We start from the raw sequence: 18,499 nt of genomic DNA on the forward strand, positions 1-18,499 counted from the left end.
CAACGGAGGAGTCACATGAGCAAGCACCTCGGCAACAACGCACGAAAGCGCGCGGCGGCCGTCGCCGGCGCATCGGCACTGGGCCTGATCCTGGCCGCCTGCGGCGGCGGGGACGACGGCGCCGGCGGCAAGGCCGATCCGAACGCGTCGGCGGGCGCCAAGAAGGGTGGCAACCTCACCCTTTTGACGGTGTCCGACGCCCGCAGCATGACGCCGTTCAACGCGTCCTACGCGGCGGTCACCGACCTCAACCGCATGCTCGCGGTCTACGACGCGCTGTTCTACGTGGACAACACGCAGAACAAGGTCGTGCCGCAGATCGGCGAGAGCCTCAAGAGCGACGACGGCGGCAAGACCTGGCTGCTCAAGGTCAAGCCGAACGTCAAGTTCAGCGACGCCACTGCGCTGGACGCCGCCGCAGTCAAGTTCAACTGGGAGATGCACGCCAAGCCGGAGGTGCTCAGCCAGCACCGCCCGGCCGCGAGCGGTCTCGGGCTGGAGGTGGTCGACCCGCTGACGCTGAAGATCACCCTGCCGATGCTGAACGCGAACTTCGACCGCACGGTGGCCTCGGAGTTGTCCTACATCGAGTCGCCCAAGCAGTACGCGGCCGACCCGAAGGGCGAAAAGCCGGTCGGCGCCGGGCCGTTCGTGCTCAAGACCTGGACCCGCGACAGCCAGATGGTGTTCGAGAAGAACCCGAACTACTGGCAGGGCGCGGACAAGCCGTACCTGGACACCCTGACCATCAAGGTGGTCAACGACGTCAAGCAGCAGGTCGACACGATCAAGGCCGGCGGCGCCGACATCACCTTCACGATCGACCCGCAGAAGACCAAGGCCGCGCAGGAAGCGGGCCTGGGCGTCACGCCGTTCACCCTCGACGGCGGCCAGATGATCGTCTTCAACACCTCGACGGCGCCGTTCGACGACCCGCGCGCCCGTCGTGCGGTCGCGCTCGCGCTCGACCCGGCCGACCTGAACCAGAAGATGTACGCGGGCACGGCGACCCCGGCCAAGAGCATCTTCCACAGCGGCAAGCCGTTCACCGACCCCACCGCCGCACAGCCGAGCCCGAACAAGGTCGAGGCGCAGAAGCTCTTCGACGAGCTCGCGGCCGAGGGCAAGCCGGTGAAGTTCAGCTACCTGGTCCCGGAGAACCCGACCTCCAACGCGACCTCCGAGTACACCATGACCGCGCTCAACGCGTTCAAGAACGTCGAGGTCAAGCTCGACAAGGCCGAGGTCGCCAGCTACTACCTGCGACTGACGGTGCAGAAGAACTTCACCGCCGCGCTGTACCAGATCTGGTCCAGCGACCCCGAGCCGATCCTGTTCAACAGCCTGTTCTCGCAGACCCCGTTGAACTTCACCGGCTACAAGAGCCCGGAGGCGGACGCGGCGCTGATCAAGGGCCGTTCCACCACCGACGAGGCCGCCCGCAAGGCCGCCTACTCGGACCTGCAGAAGGTGCTCGTCAAGGACCTGCCGATGCTCGCCTACCAGGAGGCGGTCACCAACATCATCTCCGGCCCGCGGGCCGTGGGTGTCGTCGGCGTCCAGGACGGCGGCATGCTGATGGACCGGGTCGGCCTGAAGTAGTTCGACACCGGGTCCGGATCATCCCCGGCTGATCCGACGCACCGTCACCATCGGTGTCCGGGAGGCTCGTTCGCCGTGTGCGGACGGGCTTCCCGGCCCGCTCCCGGGCAGCCGGGACGCACCCGCGTTCCGACACGATTCAACGACCCTCTGTAACGATGTAACAGATCGGCTCACAGGGCGTGCAACTTACGCCCCTTGGTCCTACGGTGTGCCGCACGCGGTACCGATTCGGCTGTTCCCGCTCCACGCTCATGGCTCCCGGCACCACATGTGTTGTTCCCCGGCGGAGGTGGCAAGAACGTTGTCTGCACGACGCACGACCGCACGTCGCACGACCATCGTCTCGATGATGGTGGTTCTCGGCATCACCGCCACCGCGTGTGGCGGTTCGGACGACTCCGACTCATCGGGCGGCAAACAGTCGACCGTCCAGGGCGAGGCCAAGGCCGGCGGCAGCATGACCATGCTGGCCGTACAGGACTCCGCCTCCCTCGACCCGTTCAAGGCCGCCTCCGTCGCGGTGGCCGACGAACCGCGGCTGGCCGCGCTGTACGACCCGCTCTTTTATATCGACGCGGCGGACAACTCGGTCAAGGCACACCTGGGTGAGGCGCTGACCACCGCGGACAACGGCAAGACCTGGCAGCTCAAGCTGCGCCCGGGGGTCAAGTTCTCCGACGGCACGCCGCTCGACGCGGCGGCGGTCAAGCTCAACTGGGACATGCACGCCAAGGCGGAGACCCAGTCCCAGCACCGCCAGATAGCCGCGGCGCTGACCAGCAAGGTCGTCGACCCGACCACGCTGGAGATCACCCCGCTGGGCATGCCGAACGCCCAACTGGACCGCGCGATCGCCATCGACCTGACCTACATCGCCTCGCCCGCGTCGCTGGCCAAGGGTCCCGACGAGTACCGCAACAAGCCGGTGGGCGCGGGACCGTTCAAGCTGGAGAGCTGGACCCGCGGCAGCCAGCAGGTCTTCGTCAAGAACGAGAACTACTGGCAGAAGGACAAGGGTCTGCCCAAGCTGGACAAGCTGACGATCAAGAACGTGCCGGACGTCAAGCAGCAGTACAACACCGTCAACAGCGGTGGCGCGGACGTCTTCCTGAGCTCCGACAACGCGACCCTCGCGCAGGCGGAGAAGGAGGTCGGCGTCGTCCAGCGCTCGGTCGACGGCGGCCAGATGATCCAGTTCAACATGGCCAAGCCGCCGTTCGACGACCTGCGGGCGCGCCAGGCGGTCACCCTGGCCCTGGACCCGGCCGGCATCCCCAAGACGCTGTCCAACGGCTACGTGCCCGCGAAGGGCTACTTCGCCCAGAAGTCGCCGTTCTTCGACCCGGCCAACGTGCAGGCGAACCCGGACAAGGCCAAGGCCAAGCAGCTCTTCGACGAGCTGGAGCGCGAGGGCAAGAAGGTCGAGTTCACCTACCTCCTGCCGCAGAACCCCTCCTCGGTCAAGGTCGCCGAGTGGATGCAGACCCAGCTCGCCGAGTACAAGAACGTCTCGATGAAGCTGGAGCCGCTGGAGATCGGGGCGTACATCGAGAAGTACGCGCTGCGCAAGGACTTCCAGGCGATGCTCTTCCAGCAGTGGCTGGTCGACCCCGAGCCGCTGGCCTTCAACAACTGGTTCTCCAAGAGCCCGACCAACTTCGTCGGCTGGATCAACCCGGCCGTGGACGGCGCGCTGGTGGCCGGCCGCAGCTCGACCGACCCGGCGGCCCGCAAGAAGGCCTACTCGGACCTGCAGAAGGCGATGGTCGCCGAGCTGCCGCTGTGGACGTACGCCGAATCCTCGATCGGCGTGATATTCAACAAGAAGGTCACCGGCGTCGTGCAGTACAACACCGGCGTGTTCTTCATGGACCGGATCGGGCTGAAGTAGCCCACCGGCAACACCGTTCGGCCCCCGTCCGCCACGCGCGGGCGGGGGCCGACGCGCGTCACGCGGTCGGGAACGGCGCCTCGGGCAGCTCCCGGGCCACCCGGGCGGCCAGTTCGGCCACCGCCGGATCGGCCGGGAACCGCCCGGCCAACGCCTCCACGGTGCGCCGCAGTCGCACGATCAGCCGCTCCGAACGCACCCGGAAGGCGATCTCCAGGGCCGCCGTGGCCTGTTCCACCGCACCCGCCGCGTCGTGCTCGATCAGGTACACCGTGGCCAGGCCCACCTGCGCGAGCGCGAGGCTGCGCACGAACTCGCCGGTGCCCAGCAACAATCGCACGGTCTCGCTCAGTCGCTCCTTCGCCGGCGCCACGAACGCCGGTCGGGTATAGGCGAGATCGCGATAGGCGTGGCCGCTCTCGGAGAGCAGCTCGGCCCGATTGAAATAGCGGATCCAATCCGGTTCGGCCTGCGGCCGACTGTCCGCCAACGCCTGTTCGGCCAGTCCCAGTGCGCGTCGACATCGCTCCGCGTCGCCCAGCGCGGCGTAGGCACGCCCCTCCAGCGCGTACAACATCGCCTGGAGCCCGGCCCCACCGGTGTCCCGGCTGCCGTACTGGGCCAGGTGGATCAACTCCAGCGCGTCCTCGCCCAACTCGTAGTGGATCATCTGCCGGGACATCACCCCGAGCACATTGGCTCCGAACGGCGCGTCGTCGCACTCCTTCGCCGCGTGCAGGGCGAGCACCATGTACTTCTGCGCGCCCGGTTGCAGGCCGGTGTCGTAGGACATCCACCCGGCCAGCAGCGCCAGTTCGGCGGTCAGCCCGAGCAGTCGGGCCCGCACGGCGGGTGGGTGCTCGTCGCGCAACAGGTCGGTGAGCGCGTTGAGTTGCCCGATCACCGCCTTGCGCCGCAGCCCGCCACCGCCCTGCATGTCCCAGCGCCGGAACAGCCGGACCGACTCGCGCAGATGCTCGGTCGCGGACGCCGGCAACCGCGGCCGGCGCATGCCGGAGTCGGCAACGGCACCCGCGCCGGCACCCGGTACGACCGACGCGGGCGGCGGGGCCGGCGTCGCGGGCAACGCCGCGGACCAGCGCTGGAGCGGCTCGACCAGGTCGCGGCCCGCCGCCAGCCGCAGCGACGGCCCGACGAACTCCTGTCGGCCGAGCAGCAGATCACCCCGGGTGTATTCGCCGAGGATCTCGACCACCGTCTCGAACGTCCAGGGCAGGTCCACGCCGAAGTCGCCGTGCGGCTCGTCCGGTTCGCGCAGGCCCAGTTCGTCGATGCTGACCACCCGACCGAACCGTCGGGTGAACAACTCGGCCAGGATCTGCGGTATCGGCTCGCGCGGCTGCTCACCGTCCAGCCAGCGGCGCACCCGGGAGGTGTCGGTGCTCACGTGCGGGGCCGACATCGCCCGTGCGTGCCGGTTCACCTGCCGGGCCAACTCGCCCTTGGACCAGCCGCTGCGCGCGAACCACGCGGACAGCCGGTCGTTGGGCTGCCGCCCGTGCTCCGGCTCGTGCTCGTCCGCGGAGCCGCCGTCCCGCGCTCGCGTCGTCGCCACCGCATCGCCCCCATGCCCTCAGCGGTCCGGCCGGTCAGGCGTCGGGCCCCGATGGGAACCGTACGCGCAGGCCCGTTCGCCGAACGTATTCCGACTCACCCGCAGGCATCGGTCGATGCGGCAAACGCCAGGCTTCGCCACCCCACGCGCCCGGGACGCGCTACGGGGGAGGCCGCGTTTGACTGATCGGCGACACAGTGCCGACGACGGCTGCCGGTCCCGTTCATATCGTGCGAACCCCGCACCCGTCGAGATGACCCGATGCGGTCACAGCGTAACCAAAAGTAATGAGTGCCGTTGGGGAGGACATGGACATCATGCTCGGATCGCGCCGGCGTACGCGGGCCGCACTGTGGCAGGCGGTGGCCGAGTTCGCGGAGGAACGCGGCTGGCCCGTGGCCCAGGGCGCGCACCTGGTACGCGACGGACGCGGCATCCACTGCTCGTGCGGCCGTGTCACGTGTGCCGCGCCGGGCATGCACCCGGCGGACCCGCGCTGGTCGGAGCGGGCCACCGCGTCGCCGGCCGCGGTGCGCTACCTGTGGTCGCAATGGCCGGACAGCACCGTCGTGGTGCCCACCGGTCGAGTCTTCGACGCGATCAGCGTGCCGCGGCAGGCGGGCACCCGGGCGCTGGTCCGGCTGGAGCGGATGGGCACGCCGCTGGGGCCGGTACTGGCCACGCCGACCGGGCGGGTCGCGTTCCTGGTCGCCCCCGGCGCGGCGGCCGAACTGCCGCACCTGCTCTACCAGATGGGCTGGGACGACGCCGAGTTGGACCTGCGCTGCCACGGCGAGGGCGACTACGTGTTCGCGCCGCCGTCGCCGATGGGCGTGCTCGGCCCGGTGGAGTGGATCCGCCCGCCCGACAACGGCGACCCGGCGCTCCCCGAGGCCCGCCTGCTCCTGGGCACCCTGGCCTACACGTGCCACCGCAGGGACGCCACGCCCAGTGGCCGGGGGCTGTGGCTGGCCTCCTGAGCGGGCGCGAAGAGCACGATCGACGAAACGACCGCGAGCAGCACAACGCCGGACGGGCCGACTCGGCCCGTCCGGCGTTCGTGTGCCACCCGTCAGTCCCCGATCAGCGCGTCCACGAACGCGGACGGCTCGAACGGCGCCAGGTCGTCCGGACCCTCGCCGAGGCCGATCAGCTTGACCGGCACGCCCAGCTCGCGCTGCACCGAGACCACGATGCCGCCCTTGGCGGTGCCGTCGAGCTTGGTCAGCACGATGCCGGTGATGTCCACCACCTCGGCGAACACCCGGGCCTGGACCAGGCCGTTCTGACCGGTGGTGGCGTCGAGCACCAGCAGCACCTCGTCGACCGGGCCGTGCTTCTCCACCACCCGCTTGACCTTGCCCAGCTCGTCCATCAGGCCGGTCTTGGTGTGCAGTCGGCCGGCGGTGTCCACGAGCACCGTGTCCACGCCCTCGGCGATGCCCTCCTTGACCGCGTCGAACGCCACACTGGCCGGGTCGCCCGCCTCCGGGCCGCGCACCGTGCGGGCGCCGACCCGCTCGCCCCACGTCTGCAACTGGTCGGCGGCGGCGGCGCGGAAGGTGTCCGCGGCGCCCAGCACCACGCTGCGGCCGTCGGCGACCAGCACCCGGGCAAGCTTGCCGGTCGTGGTGGTCTTGCCGGTGCCGTTGACGCCGACCACGAGCACCACGGCCGGCCGATCGCCGGCCTCGCCGCCGGTGTGCCGGGCGGTCTTGAGCGTGCGGTCCAGGTCGGGGCCGAGCAGGGTAAGCAGTTCCTCGTGCAGCAACGCGCGCAGATCGGCGGGAGTGCGGGTGCCCAGCACCTTGACCCGGGTCCGCAGGCGGTCGACCAGTTCCTGGGTGGGCGCGACGCCGACGTCGGCGGTCAGCAGGGTGTCCTCGATCTCCTCCCAGGTGTCCTCGTCCAGGTGCTCGCGCGCGAGCAGCGCCAACAGGCCCTTGCCGAACGTGGTCTGCGAGCGGGCCAGCCGGGCGCGCAGCCGGACCAGCCGCCCGGCCGTGGGCTCGGGAACCTCCAGCAGGGCGGGTTCCGGCTCGGCCGGCACGACGACCGAGGTTTCCGGCAGATCGACCGTGTCGATGGTGCGCCGGGGCGCTTCGACGGTCGGGGCGGCCTCGTCGCCGACACCCGGCTCGACCGGTGTGCGCGGCGGCGCCGGCGGCACGCCCTTGCGGCGCGAGCCGACCACGAACCAGCCGGCGGCGCCGAGGACAACGAGGGCAATGACGACGATCAGGATCACAGTCTCCATAGGACCTCCAGTCTCCCAGACGGTTCGGCGACCGACCGCGACCGGCCGTTCCCGGCGGGTCCGGGGCCGGCCGCACGCCCCCGACCGGGAGACCGTTGAATCCTGACACTGCGTCAGATAGCTTGCCCTTGCCAAGCACCGTCCGGCGGACGACACGTGACCGAGACGGCTTCGGCTCGACCCGGAAGGTGTTCACGCTCCATGGCTGTCACGAATCTGCGGTTCAACCAGGTCCTCCCCGGTCTCGACCGGCAGGAGATGTCCGCGCGCTACCGGGCCACCGTCGAGATGGCGGCCTTCGCGGACAAGAACGGGTTCGACATGATCAGCCTGGAGGAGCACCACGGCGCGGACAACGCGTGGAGCCCCTCCCCGCTGAGCACCGCAGGCGCGATCTTCGGCGCCACCGAGCGCATCGGCGTGATCGTCTGCGCGCTGCTCGCCCCCCTGTACGACCCGATCCGGCTCGCCGAGGACCTCGCCGTCCTGGACAACATCAGCGGCGGCCGACTGTCCATCGTCGCGGGCCTGGGCTACCGGCCCGAGGAGTACGCGGCCCTCGGCAAGGACTGGAAGCGGCGCGGGAAGATCCAGGACGAGGTGCTGGAGACGCTGCTCAAGGCGTGGACCGGCGAGCCGTTCGAGTACCGCGGCAGCACCGTCCGGGTCACCCCGAAGCCGTTCAGCGACCCGCACCCGATGGTCATGGTCGGCGGCACCGCCAAGGCGTCCGTACGCCGCGCGGTGCGCCTGCGACTGCCGTTCTACGCCGCGGCGCCGATCCCGGAGCTGGAGCAGTACTACTACGAGCTCGCGGCCGAGGAAGGCTTCGAGGGCGGCTTCGCGATCCTGCCGCCGGTCACCACCCGGATGATCTTCTGCACCGAGGACCCGGACAAGGCGTGGGCCGAGTACGGCGAGTACTTCCTGCACGAGGCCACCACGTACGCGGGCTGGCAGACCCCCGACATCGCGTCGGTGGTCGAGTCCGCGGCCACCACGGTCGACGCGCTGCGCGAGGAGGGCATCTACTGCTGCCTCACCCCCGACGAGTGCGTCGAGATCGGCCAGGCGGGCGGCCTGACCGACGCGCTGATCCTGCACCCGCTGGTCGGCGGCCTGCCGATCGACGCGGGCTGGGCCAGCCTGCAGCTGTTCAACGACAAGGTCATGCCGCGCAACGTGCCGGCCGAGTGACCCGGCCGGCCCGCTGACGCACGGCCCGCGAGCAGCGGCGGTCACACCCTCGACTCGACCGGGGTGTGGCCGCCGTTCGCGTTCACCCGCCCGCGGCCACCCCGCTCATCGGCTCGGCGTGCTCGGACGCGACCCGCCGATCCTCCTGACGCAGCCGCTGACTGATCACCGTGGTGACCCCGTCGCCGCGCATCGAGACGCCGTACAGCGCGTCGGCCACCTCCATCGTGCGCTTTTGGTGGGTGATCACGATGAGCTGCGAGCTCTCCCGCAGTTCCGCGAAGATCCCGATCAGCCGCTGGAGGTTCATGTCGTCCAGCGCCGCCTCGACCTCGTCCATCACGTAGAACGGACTGGGTCGGGCCTTGAAGATCGCCACCAGCAGGGCCACCGCGGTCAGCGAGCGCTCGCCGCCGGAGAGCAGCGACAGCCGCTTGACCTTCTTGCCCGGCGGCCGGGCCTCGACCTCGATGCCGGTGGTGAGCATGTCGTCCGGGTCGGTCAGGATCAGCCGACCCTCGCCGCCCGGGAACAGCCGCGCGAACACGCCCACGAACTCGCGCGCGGTGTCGTGGAAGGCCGCCGTGAAGACCTGTTCGACCCGCGCGTCCACCTCCTTGACCACGGTCATCAGATCCCGGCGGGTGTTCTTCAGGTCCTCCAACTGCTCGGTGAGGAAGTTGTGCCGCTCCTCCAGGGCGGCGAACTCCTCCAACGCCAGCGGATTCACCTTGCCCAGTTGCACGTGCGCCTTCTCCGCCGCGCGCAGCCGCTTCTCCTGCTCGGCCCGGACGTAGGGCCGCGGCAGCGCCTCGGGCGCATCCGGGGCGCGCTCCTCGCCCTCGGCCGGCGGCGACGGCGGGACAAGTCGGTCCGGGCCGTACTCGGCCAGCAGGCCCTCGGCCTCGATCCCGTGTTCCTCCAGGGACTTGGCCTCCAACTGCTCGACCCGCAGTCCCTTTTCCGCGCGCAACATCTCGTCCCGGTGCACCGAGTCGGTCAACTTCTCCAACTCGGCGGCGAAGCCGCGGGACCGGCCGCGCTCACGGGCCAGTTCGGCCTCGTGTGCGGCCCGGGCCCCCTCCGCCGCATCGCGTTCGGCCCCGGCCCGGACCGACGACGCCTCGACGAAGCGCAGCAGCACCTCGGTGCCCGCGAGCACCGCGCCCGCGATCCGCGCCTCCACCGCCATCCGCTCGCGTCGCCGGGCCGCGCTCGCCCGCGCCTCGCGCTCGGCCCGCGCACCCCGGTCGAGCGCGTCGGCCCGACCGACCAGCGACCGGACCCGCTCCTCGTGCGTACGCACCGCCAGGCGCGCCTCCATCTCGGCCTGCCGGGCGGCACTCGCGGCGCCCGCGAGCCGGTCCCGCTCGGCGGTGTCCGGATCCTCGTCGCCCTCGGTCGCGTTGTACTCCCGCGCCGCCGCCAACCGGGCGTCGAGTTCCTCGGCCTTGAGCTCCTCCTGAGCGCGCGCCGCCTCGGCCGCGGCCACCGCGCCCGCCAACCGCTCGGCCTCGCCCGCCGCCGCCCGGGCCTGCCCGCCGAGCCGGCCCAACTGCCGAGCCGCCGCGGCCGCCTGGTGCTCCGCCTCGCGCCGCCGCGCGGTGATCCGCTCGACCTCGGCCGCCGCCTCCCGCCGGGTCGCCAGCGCACCGGCCAGCGCACCGGCCGACCGCGCGCACCGCTCGCCCAAAACCTTCGCCCGCTCGGTCGCCTCGTCCACCGCCGCCTGCACCTCCAGCAGACTCGGCGCACTCGCCGACCCGCCGTGCGCGAAGCCCTCGCCGACCAGATCGCCGTCCCGGGTGACCGCGCGCACCCCGGGCAACGCCTGGACCAACTCGGCGGCAGCGGCCAGATCCTCGACCACCGCGACCCGATCGAGCAGCGGATCCACCGCGCCGCGCAACCGGGGCGGTACGGACACCAGGCGCGTCGCGTAGACCGCGCCCGCCGGCAACTCCGGCCACCCCGCCGGCCCACCGGCCGTCGGCCCGTCCGCCTCGACCCCGCCGAGCAGCAGCGCGGCGCGACCCGCGTCGTCCTCGCGCAACAGCCGCAACGCGTCCACGGCCGGCCGCACACCGGTCACCGCGACCGCGTCCGAGGCCGCGCCCAGCGCCGCCGCGATCGCCTGCTCGGCCCCGTGCTCGACGGTGAGCAGCGCGGCCACCGTGCCCAGCACGCCGGACAGCCGATCCCCTGCGGCCAGCAGCGCGCCGGTGCCGTCCTTGCGCCGGAGCGCCGGCTCCAACGCCTCCTTGCGCGCGAGCACCGCCGACCGCTCCCGCTCGGCCTCCTGCTCCGCGTCGCGGGCGAGCACGAGCGCCTCCTCGGCCTCGGCCAGCACCTCCCGGGCCGCGGCCAACCGGGCCTCGATCGCGGCGAGTCCCCCGCCGCCGTCCGGGGCCGTGCCGTCCTCGGGCGGCCCGCCCTCGACGCCCAGCCGAAGCTGCTCGTACTCCTCCTGCGCGGCGACCGCCCGTTGCACCGCCTCGTCCCGCGCGCCGACCAGGCGACCGATCTCGGCCTCCGCCGCGGCCACCCGACTGCGCGCGGCGCCGACCCCGCCGACCAGCCGAGCCAATCCCTCGCGGCGATCCGCCAACGCCCGGGCGACCTCCCTGAGCCGGCGTTCCTCCTCGACCAGGGCACCTTCGAGTTCGGCCCGCCGCTCCACCGTCTCGGCCAGTTCGACCTGCGCCGATTCGAGTGCGGCGGCGAGTTCGGCCTCCTGCTCGCGGATCCGCTCCGCCTCGCGCTCCATCTCCTGCGGGTCGCGTCCGCGCCGCTCGTCGGCGGGCGGCGAGCTCGCGTGCCGGACCCGCTGCCGGGCCAGACCCGCCGTGCCGCGCACCCGTTCGGCCTGCGCGGACAGCGCGTACCAGGTCTCCTGCGCCCGGGCCAGCCGCGGCGCCATCGCCCGCACCTGGGCCTCCAGTTGCGCCTCCCGCGCCTGGACCACCGCGAGTTCGCGCTCCACCGCGGTGCGCCGCTCGCGCAGCGCGGCCTCGTCCGCGACCTCCTCGGCCAGCGCGCACCGCAGCCGTACCAGGTCGTCGGCGAGCAACCGCAGCCGCGCGTCCCGCAGGTCGGCCTGGATCGCCGCCGCCCGGCGGGCCACCTGGGCCTGACGCCCGAGCGGCTTGAGCTGCCGGCGCAATTCGTTGGTCAGGTCCTGCACCCGGGTCACGTTGGCCTGCATCGCGTCCAGCTTCCGCAGCGCCTTCTCCTTGCGCTTGCGGTGCTTGAGGACACCCGCGGCCTCCTCGATGAACGCGCGTCGACCGGCGGGATCGGCCTGCAACACCGAGTCGAGTCGCCCCTGGCCGACGATCACGTGCATCTCCCGACCGATGCCGGAGTCGGAGAGCAGTTCCTGGATGTCCAGCAGCCGGCAGGTGCTGCCGTTGATCTCGTACTCGGAGCCGCCGTTGCGGAACATCCGCCGGGCGATGGTGACTTCGGAGTAGTCGATGGGCAGCGCGCCGTCGGTGTTGTCGATGGTCAGGCTGACCTCGGCGCGCCCGAGCGGCGGTCGGCCCGAGGTGCCGGCGAAGATGACGTCCTCCATCTTGCCGCCGCGCAGTGTCTTGGCACCCTGCTCGCCCATCACCCACGACAGCGCGTCGACCACGTTCGACTTGCCGGAGCCGTTGGGTCCGACCACACAGGTGATTCCCGGCTCGAAGCGCAGCGTCGTCGCCGACGCGAAGGACTTGAAGCCACGCAGGGTCAGACTCTTCAGGTGCACGCGACGAAAGGGTAGTCGGCACGACCCGGACGATTCGCCCGCTCGGTCCGTCCGAGGGCGTGTCGAGCGCCACGGATGGGGGTATCAACCGCTGGAAGCGAGCGGGTGGGCACAAGGGGGCAGGGCGGGGACGGCAGCAGGGGAATCGAAGTACCGGGTGCGCGGATCACGGCGCGCGCCACACGGGTCGCGCGGGATCGGGACCACGGGTCGCAACCACGGAGCCGGACGCAGGAGCCGGAGACCAGCCGGGAGCAACACCCGGCCACCAACCGGATGACATCCCGGGTAACGGGCGGAATACGACCGTGGCCGGAAACGACAAAGGGACGCCTGAAGGCGTCCCTGGTTATCGCTTGCGCGGACCTACGCTCGCGAAAGCGCGGGTTCTGCCGCGGAGACGTCGAAGCCGGCAAGCAGCTCGTCCGAAGCGGCGGCGTTGAGCGCGTCGTTACGCTCCTGGGCACGGACAAGTTCCGTTTCCAGGTCACGAACACGCTGCTGGAGCCGTCGATTCTCGGCGAGCAGTCGGGGATCGGGGCCGCCGACGTAACCGAGAAGCGCCTTCGCCATGAGAGGGTCCTCCACGCTGAAAATGAATGACCACGCAGATTCGCGGGTCTAAATGTGGCACCCGGCCGCAAGGCTCCTGATAGGGTGCGCGGGCTTCCAGCGTCGCACCAAAATCGCAGGAGGTCAATATCATAACGGCACGATAACGAGACCTTCACCCGATCAAACGCGGTTCGACCGCGGACTGGGGTGACGGCTGTCGTGCTGGGTGTACGAGATCATCTTTCGACCTCCCCAGTCAAGAAGATTCCGGTTGTCCGTCAACTCTGGTCGGCTGTGCCCTAGAGTCACTCCGGCATGTCACCCGTTCGGGTGAGTGAATATCCCCTGCCGGAAGGTGACGCAACCCTCCATGGCTCGGCACAGTCGTACCTCGGCCTCGGCCCACCCGCATCGACGACGCGCGAAGTCGCGCCGCCGCCGTCTGGCTCCGTTGATCGCCCTGTTGGCCCTGCTCGCGGTCGGTGGCACGGTGGCCGGCCTGGTCGTCTCGAACCGGGCGGGCGAGTCCTCCGCCAATCGGGTGGCGGGCGCCGAAGGACCCCTTCCGGGGCATGCCCCCGACGGTTCCGCCGCACCGGGCGCCGTCGGCGCCGACCGCACCGGCGACGAGGCGTCCCGCAGTCTGCTCCCGGGCGCGGCGACCAGCGGCCGGACCGCGCTGCCCACGGGGAGCACCGCGCCCACCACGAGCACGACGCCCGGTGCGCCGACCACCGGCGCGACCGGCGTCCCGAGCCGGACCGCGACGCCGAGCAAGCCCGCCGGCACCCCGAGCACGAGCGCGTCGAACCCGCCGAGCGGCCCCGAGGACAGGGTGCTCGCGGTGGTCAACGAGGAGCGCGCGACCGCCGGCTGCGGCCCGGTCAAGAACGACGCCAAGCTGGTCGCCCTGGCCCGCGCACACAGCGCGGACATGGCCGCCCGCGACTACTTCGACCACAACACCCCCGAGGGCCTGACCCCGTGGGACCGCGCCGAGAAGGCCGGCGTGACCTACCTGGGCGCGGAGAACATCGCCCGCGGCCAAAAGACCGCCGACGCGGTGATGCGGGCCTGGATGAACAGCCCCGGCCACCGCCGCAACATCCTCGACTGCAGCCTGACCAAGATCGGCGTCGGCATCAAGGAGGGCGGCAACGGCCCCTGGTGGACCCAGGAGTTCGGCCGCTGACCCCGGGCGTTTCCGGCAGACGGCGCGGGCCCGTTCCTCAGCGCGGCCCGACGCCGAGCCGATCCGCCAGCAGACCGAACACGTACAGCCCGGATTCGCCCTGGTTGCGGGCCAGCACCAGGTCGACCGCCTCCGCCGCCGCCGTGCGACCCGCCGCCCGTGCCCAGCGCACCGCCGCGTCGACCACCTTCGGCCGGGCCCGGTCCAGCACCTCGCCCACCTCGTCGCGCAGTTGGGCGTAGCGTTCCGGTCGCCGCAGCTCGCCGCCGTCGAAGACCTCCGTCCCGGTGCGCGCCGCCTCCAGTTCGAGCCGGCCCATCGCCAGGTGCGCCGCCGCCTCCCCCGGATTGAGCCACGCCTCCCAGGCGCCCTCCTCGCTCACCCCCTGGACGTGCGCGACGTGCGTCTCGAAGACCCAGCACACCAGCACCGGCGAGTCCGCCTTCGCGGCCAGCGCCTCCAGCCACGGCCGCTCGAACGCGAACGGGTCGTCCCCGTGCCGCACATGCGTCGTGGTCCAGCCGTCCGGCGACTCCCACATCGTCCGGGCCGGGTGCGCCGCCGTGTCCACGTGCGGCGCGTATTCGGACAACGGCCGCGCCCCGCGCACGACGACGATGTCCCCGTTGAATCCCATGACACGCGCTCCCTGGATTGCGGTGCCTACGCCCCGGCCGTCGGCTTGCGTGGCGTGCGCTGACAGACCGGACAGAAGTAACTGCTGCGATTCATGAACGAGATCCGTCGGATCGGCGTCGCGCACCGGTTGCACGGCTCACCCTCGCGGGCGTAGGCGTCCAGGGCGCGGGAGAAGTAGCCGCTCTCGCCGTTCACGTTGACGTACAGGCTGTCGAAGGAGGTGCCGCCCGCGGCCAGCGCGTCGGTCATCACGTCCCGCGCGGACGCGAGCAGCAACGTGGTCTGCGCGAGGGTGAGGTTGCCGGTCTGCCGGGCACCGTGCAGCCGGGCCCGCCACAGTGCCTCGTCGGCGTAGATGTTGCCGATCCCGCTGACCAGGGACTGGTCCAACAGGGCCCGTTTGATCTCGGTGTTGCGCCGGCGCAGCGCCGCGTGGAAGAGCGCGTCGTCGAACAGCGGGTCCAACGGATCGCGGGCGATGTGCGCCATCGAGGGCGGCAGTTCGGCGCCGCCGCGCTCGACCGCGAGCCCGCCGAACGTGCGTTGGTCGACGAAGCGCAGCTCGCGCCCGCCGTCGGTGAAGGTGAACCGCACGTGCAGGTGCTTCTCCCGGGGCGCCTCGGGCGGTTGCACCAGCAGTTGGCCGCTCATGCCCAGGTGCGCGAGCAGCGCGTCCTCGGGGTCCTCGGCCTCGGGCGCCACCAGCGGCAACCACAGATACTTCCCGCGCCGTCGGGCGGCGTGCACCCGGGCGCCGACCAGCACGTCGGCGAAGTCCACCAGGCCCGCCGAATGGCGCCGCACGGCACGCTCGTGGGTGACCTCGACGTGCGCGATGGTGCGACCCACCACCCACTTCTCCAGTCCGCGACGGACGACCTCGACCTCGGGCAGTTCGGGCACCTTGCACTCCCCCTGGGGACGGCACAACCGGAGACGACACGACGGGAGACGGCCTCGACCCGCGACGCGAGAAACGTCGGCGGGCCGGTACCGGGAATGCGAAAATGCCTGCCGGTAGGTGAGGTCGTGCCGGGCGACCGTGAGGTCGGTGACCGGTTCGAACTTACCTATCGGCAGGCATTGGCTCGGAGACTACGCGGTGGCCGGCTGCGTGCCGGAACCGTCTCCGTACTTGGCCCGGATCGAGTGCCAAGCGCTTTCGGCGGCCTGCTGCTCCGCCTCCTTCTTGCTCCGCCCCACACCGGTGCCGTAATCGACACCCGCGACCCGGGCGAGGGCGGTGAAGGTCTTCTCGTGGTCGGGACCGGTCTCGGAGACCACGTATTCGGGCACTCCGATTCCCGCCGCGGCGGTCTGCTCCTGGAGACTGGTCTTCCAGTCCAGGCCCGCGCCGAGATTCGCCGATTGCTCGATCAGTGGATCGAACAACCGGTGGATCAGTTCGGTCGCCGCGTCGAGACCCTGGTCCAGGTACACCGCACCGAGGATGGCTTCGAGGGTGTCCGCGAGGATCGAGGACTTGTCTCGCCCACCCGTGCCCACTTCACCTCGGCCGAGCCGGATGAAGGCGCCCAGGTCGAGTCGCCGACTGACGCCCGCCAGGGCGCGCGAGTTGACGACGGCGGCCCGCAGTTTCGCGAGCTGACCCTCGGGCAGGTCGGGGTGCCTGCGGTACAGCGTGTCGGTGACGACGAGACCGAGCACCGAGTCGCCCAGGAATTCCAGGCGCTCGTTGGTCGGGAGCCCGCCGTGCTCGTACGCGTACGAGCGATGGGTGAGGGCGCGTTCCAGAAGGGCGGCATCGAGCGACCAGCCCAGCCGCCCTTCCAGATCCGCGTATTGCGCGAGTGATTCCGTCACCGGAACGACCACCGGCCTGATCAGACGTCGAGGACCTGGCGGCGGTTGTAGGTGCCGCAGCTCGGGCACGCGATGTGCGACAGCTTCGGCTCACGGCAGCGCTCGCAGGTCACCAGGTTGGCGGCAGTGGCCTTCCACTGGCTCCGGCGGTGCCGGGTGTTGCTGCGCGACATCTTCCGCTTCGGAACAGCCACGGCTACTTCTCCTGGTTCTCGTCGGCGCTGGACGCGCCGTCAACGTCGGCTTCGGCGGAAGGTCCGTCGAAGATGTTGGTCAACTTCGCCCACCGGGGATCGGCGAGCTCGTGACTGTGGTCGGGGTCCTCCGCGAGCAGTGCTCCGCATTCGGAGCACAGACCCGGGCAGTCCTCCCGGCACAGCGGCGAGAGCGGCAGTGCGAGCACCGTCGCGTCCCGCAGCACCGGCTCCAGGTCGAACAAGTCGTCCGTGAGCCGGAAGGCGTCCTCGTCGGCGTCCGCGTCCGGGTAGACGTACAGCTCCTGGAAACGCACCGTGAGCTCGCGCTCGAGCGGTTCCAGGCACCGGACGCACTCACCGGTCAGCGGCACCTGTGCGACGCCGGTGACCAGCACACCCTCCATGACCGCTTCCAGTCGGACACCGAGCTGGATGGGGGCACCTTCGGGAGCGCCGATCACGTCTGCCACGCCCATGTCCACCGGGGCCGGCACGGAGCGGGACACCTTCAGCATGGATCCAGGCCGACGCCCCAGCTCGCGTGTATCGACGACGAGCGGCTTGCGGTGATCCAAGCGGTCCAGGATGTCCTACCTCATGCAGTGCCACCCCCCGGGTCGCGGGGGGCTTCGATGGTCAGGGTGCCGACCCTCGGGGCACGCGGAAAACACGCCTCGGGCAGGGTCGGTCCGTAAGAGTATCGCAGCCGGCGCGCCAGGCCCCAAACGGGGCCATTCGAGCGGCACTTTTCGATCGCCGGGCCCGCTCGCGCGAGCGGGCTACTGCCGACCGCCGTCCTGCTGGAACTGGCGGACGTCGATCAGACTCGTGTCGAAGAAGCTGGTCTCGTCCAGCGACTGCGCGTACTGGGCCTGCGGGTCGTAGGCGGGCTGCTGCCCGGTGCTCGCCGGATTGTGCTGGGCCGGGTTGTGCTGCGCCGGGTACTGCGGCTGCCCGTGCTGATCGTACTGCTGCATGTCGTACTGACCCTCGTAGCCACCGGGGTAGCCGTTGTCCGGGCCGGTGCCCTGCGCGTAGGCGGGCTGTCCGTAGCCGGGCTGCGCATAGGTGTCCTGGCCGTACGGGCCGGCCTGCGCGGGCACGGTCGGCGCGGTGGGCGGCGCGGCCGGGTACTCCGGGGCGGGCGGCGCGGCGAAGGTCTCCTCGTGGCCGTCGAGCTGGGCCTGGAGGCTGCCCGGACGGCCCTTGGCCTGGGCGTCGGCCAGCTCCTGCGCCTGCATGTACTCGCCGAGCTCGTCGGACGGGCGGCGACCGCGCATCTTGTCCCGGCCCCGGCCGATCGCGCCGAGCGTCTTGGTCAGCACGACCTCGAAGTTGGCCAGCTTCTGGTCGACGTAGTCGTCGGCTTCCTCGCGGATGCGCTGGGCCTCGCGCCGGGCCTCGGACAGGATCCGGTCGGCCTCGCCGTACGCCTCGCGGGCCACCTCGGTGTCGGCGATCAGCGAGCCGCGCTCCTCGCGCGCGTTGGCCAGCACCCGCTCGGCCTCGCGGCGCCCCTCCTCGATGACCGACTCGCGGTCGCCGAGTACTCGGCGGGCGTGGTCGAACTCGGCGGGCAGCAGGTTCTTGAGTTCCTCGAGCCGGGCCACCACGTCCGCACGGTTGACCACGCACGACGCCGACATCGGCATCGAGCGCGCGTTCTCGACCAGAGCGATCAGTTCATCGAGCTTGGGCTGCACGTCCACGGGCTTGCTCTCTCTCCTCAAACCGACGGTAGCCGTCGTGTTCGCCGGCATCGCGTGACGGACCGACTCGCCGCGGGCGGTCGGCCCGACAACGAGGCACGTG

15 protein-coding genes are annotated in these 18,499 nt (G+C 71.2%); 5 read left to right on the forward strand and 10 right to left on the reverse strand.

All coding sequences use genetic code 11. From position 1 onward, the window contains the following. Positions 1-15 precede the first annotated feature (15 nt). Both ACH4U8_RS03680 and ACH4U8_RS03685 read left to right on the forward strand, forming a co-directional pair. Positions 16-1,602, forward strand: a complete 1,587-nt coding sequence (locus tag ACH4U8_RS03680) for an ABC transporter substrate-binding protein (protein ID WP_395775733.1) — start codon at positions 16-18, stop codon at positions 1,600-1,602. A gap of 349 nt (positions 1,603-1,951) precedes the next feature. Further along, on the forward strand, positions 1,952-3,496 hold the full coding sequence (locus ACH4U8_RS03685) for an ABC transporter substrate-binding protein (protein WP_395775734.1): 1,545 nt from the start codon (positions 1,952-1,954) through the stop codon (positions 3,494-3,496). 58 nt (positions 3,497-3,554) lie between these two features. Here ACH4U8_RS03685 and ACH4U8_RS03690 read toward each other — a convergent pair whose 3' ends face one another. Further along, positions 3,555-5,072, reverse strand: a complete 1,518-nt coding sequence (locus ACH4U8_RS03690) for a hypothetical protein (RefSeq protein WP_360310649.1) — start codon at positions 5,070-5,072, stop codon at positions 3,555-3,557. Between the two features lie 287 nt (positions 5,073-5,359). Here ACH4U8_RS03690 and ACH4U8_RS03695 point away from each other — a divergent pair, with 287 nt between their 5' ends. Beyond that, on the forward strand, positions 5,360-6,052 hold the full coding sequence (locus ACH4U8_RS03695) for a bifunctional DNA primase/polymerase (RefSeq protein WP_395775735.1): 693 nt from the start codon (positions 5,360-5,362) through the stop codon (positions 6,050-6,052). A 92-nt stretch (positions 6,053-6,144) separates the two neighbouring features. Here ACH4U8_RS03695 and ftsY read toward each other — a convergent pair whose 3' ends face one another. Continuing rightward, positions 6,145-7,329: a signal recognition particle-docking protein FtsY gene (gene ftsY, locus ACH4U8_RS03700; RefSeq protein WP_360310653.1), complete on the reverse strand. Its 1,185-nt coding sequence runs from the start codon at positions 7,327-7,329 to the stop codon at positions 6,145-6,147. 201 nt (positions 7,330-7,530) lie between these two features. On the opposite strand from ftsY, the gene ACH4U8_RS03705 reads away from it, so the two are divergent. Then, positions 7,531-8,526 carry an LLM class flavin-dependent oxidoreductase gene (locus ACH4U8_RS03705; protein ID WP_360310655.1) on the forward strand — a complete coding sequence of 332 codons (996 nt, stop codon included), beginning with the start codon at positions 7,531-7,533 and terminating at the stop codon, positions 8,524-8,526. An 82-nt stretch (positions 8,527-8,608) separates the two neighbouring features. Here the strand turns inward: ACH4U8_RS03705 and smc are convergent, their stop codons facing one another. Both smc and ACH4U8_RS03715 read right to left on the reverse strand, forming a co-directional pair. After that, entirely contained in the window at positions 8,609-12,280 is a 3,672-nt protein-coding gene (smc, locus tag ACH4U8_RS03710) for a chromosome segregation protein SMC (protein WP_395775736.1), read from the reverse strand. Between the two features lie 366 nt (positions 12,281-12,646). After that, the gene (locus ACH4U8_RS03715) at positions 12,647-12,853 is read right to left on the reverse strand and encodes a hypothetical protein (protein WP_078975259.1); all 207 of its coding nucleotides are present in this window, start codon (positions 12,851-12,853) and stop codon (positions 12,647-12,649) included. 352 nt (positions 12,854-13,205) lie between these two features. Between ACH4U8_RS03715 and ACH4U8_RS03720 the strand changes: the two genes are divergently transcribed. Beyond that, positions 13,206-14,027, forward strand: coding sequence for a CAP domain-containing protein (locus tag ACH4U8_RS03720; protein WP_395775737.1), 822 nt, complete (start codon positions 13,206-13,208; stop codon positions 14,025-14,027). Between the two features lie 37 nt (positions 14,028-14,064). On the opposite strand, the gene ACH4U8_RS03725 is transcribed toward ACH4U8_RS03720, so the two are convergent. From ACH4U8_RS03725 to ACH4U8_RS03750, 6 genes are all read right to left on the reverse strand, one after another. After that, on the reverse strand, positions 14,065-14,664 hold the full coding sequence (locus ACH4U8_RS03725) for a hypothetical protein (protein ID WP_360310661.1): 600 nt from the start codon (positions 14,662-14,664) through the stop codon (positions 14,065-14,067). Between the two features lie 26 nt (positions 14,665-14,690). After that, a complete protein-coding gene (gene mutM / locus ACH4U8_RS03730) occupies positions 14,691-15,569 on the reverse strand; it encodes a bifunctional DNA-formamidopyrimidine glycosylase/DNA-(apurinic or apyrimidinic site) lyase (protein WP_395775738.1) in 879 nt (292 codons plus the stop codon). A gap of 192 nt (positions 15,570-15,761) precedes the next feature. Beyond that, the gene (rnc, locus tag ACH4U8_RS03735) at positions 15,762-16,502 is read right to left on the reverse strand and encodes a ribonuclease III (RefSeq protein ID WP_379989192.1); all 741 of its coding nucleotides are present in this window, start codon (positions 16,500-16,502) and stop codon (positions 15,762-15,764) included. 8 nt (positions 16,503-16,510) lie between these two features. Continuing rightward, positions 16,511-16,684, reverse strand: a complete 174-nt coding sequence (gene rpmF, locus ACH4U8_RS03740; protein WP_026218805.1) for a 50S ribosomal protein L32 — start codon at positions 16,682-16,684, stop codon at positions 16,511-16,513. Between the two features lie 2 nt (positions 16,685-16,686). Then, a complete protein-coding gene (locus tag ACH4U8_RS03745; RefSeq protein ID WP_360310666.1) occupies positions 16,687-17,202 on the reverse strand; it encodes a YceD family protein in 516 nt (171 codons plus the stop codon). A gap of 264 nt (positions 17,203-17,466) precedes the next feature. Next, entirely contained in the window at positions 17,467-18,396 is a 930-nt protein-coding gene (locus tag ACH4U8_RS03750; RefSeq protein WP_395775739.1) for a cell division initiation protein, read from the reverse strand. Between the last annotated feature and the right edge of the window lie 103 nt (positions 18,397-18,499).

The organism is Embleya sp. NPDC020886 (genome assembly GCF_044333915.1).
Classification (GTDB): domain Bacteria; phylum Actinomycetota; class Actinomycetes; order Streptomycetales; family Streptomycetaceae; genus Embleya.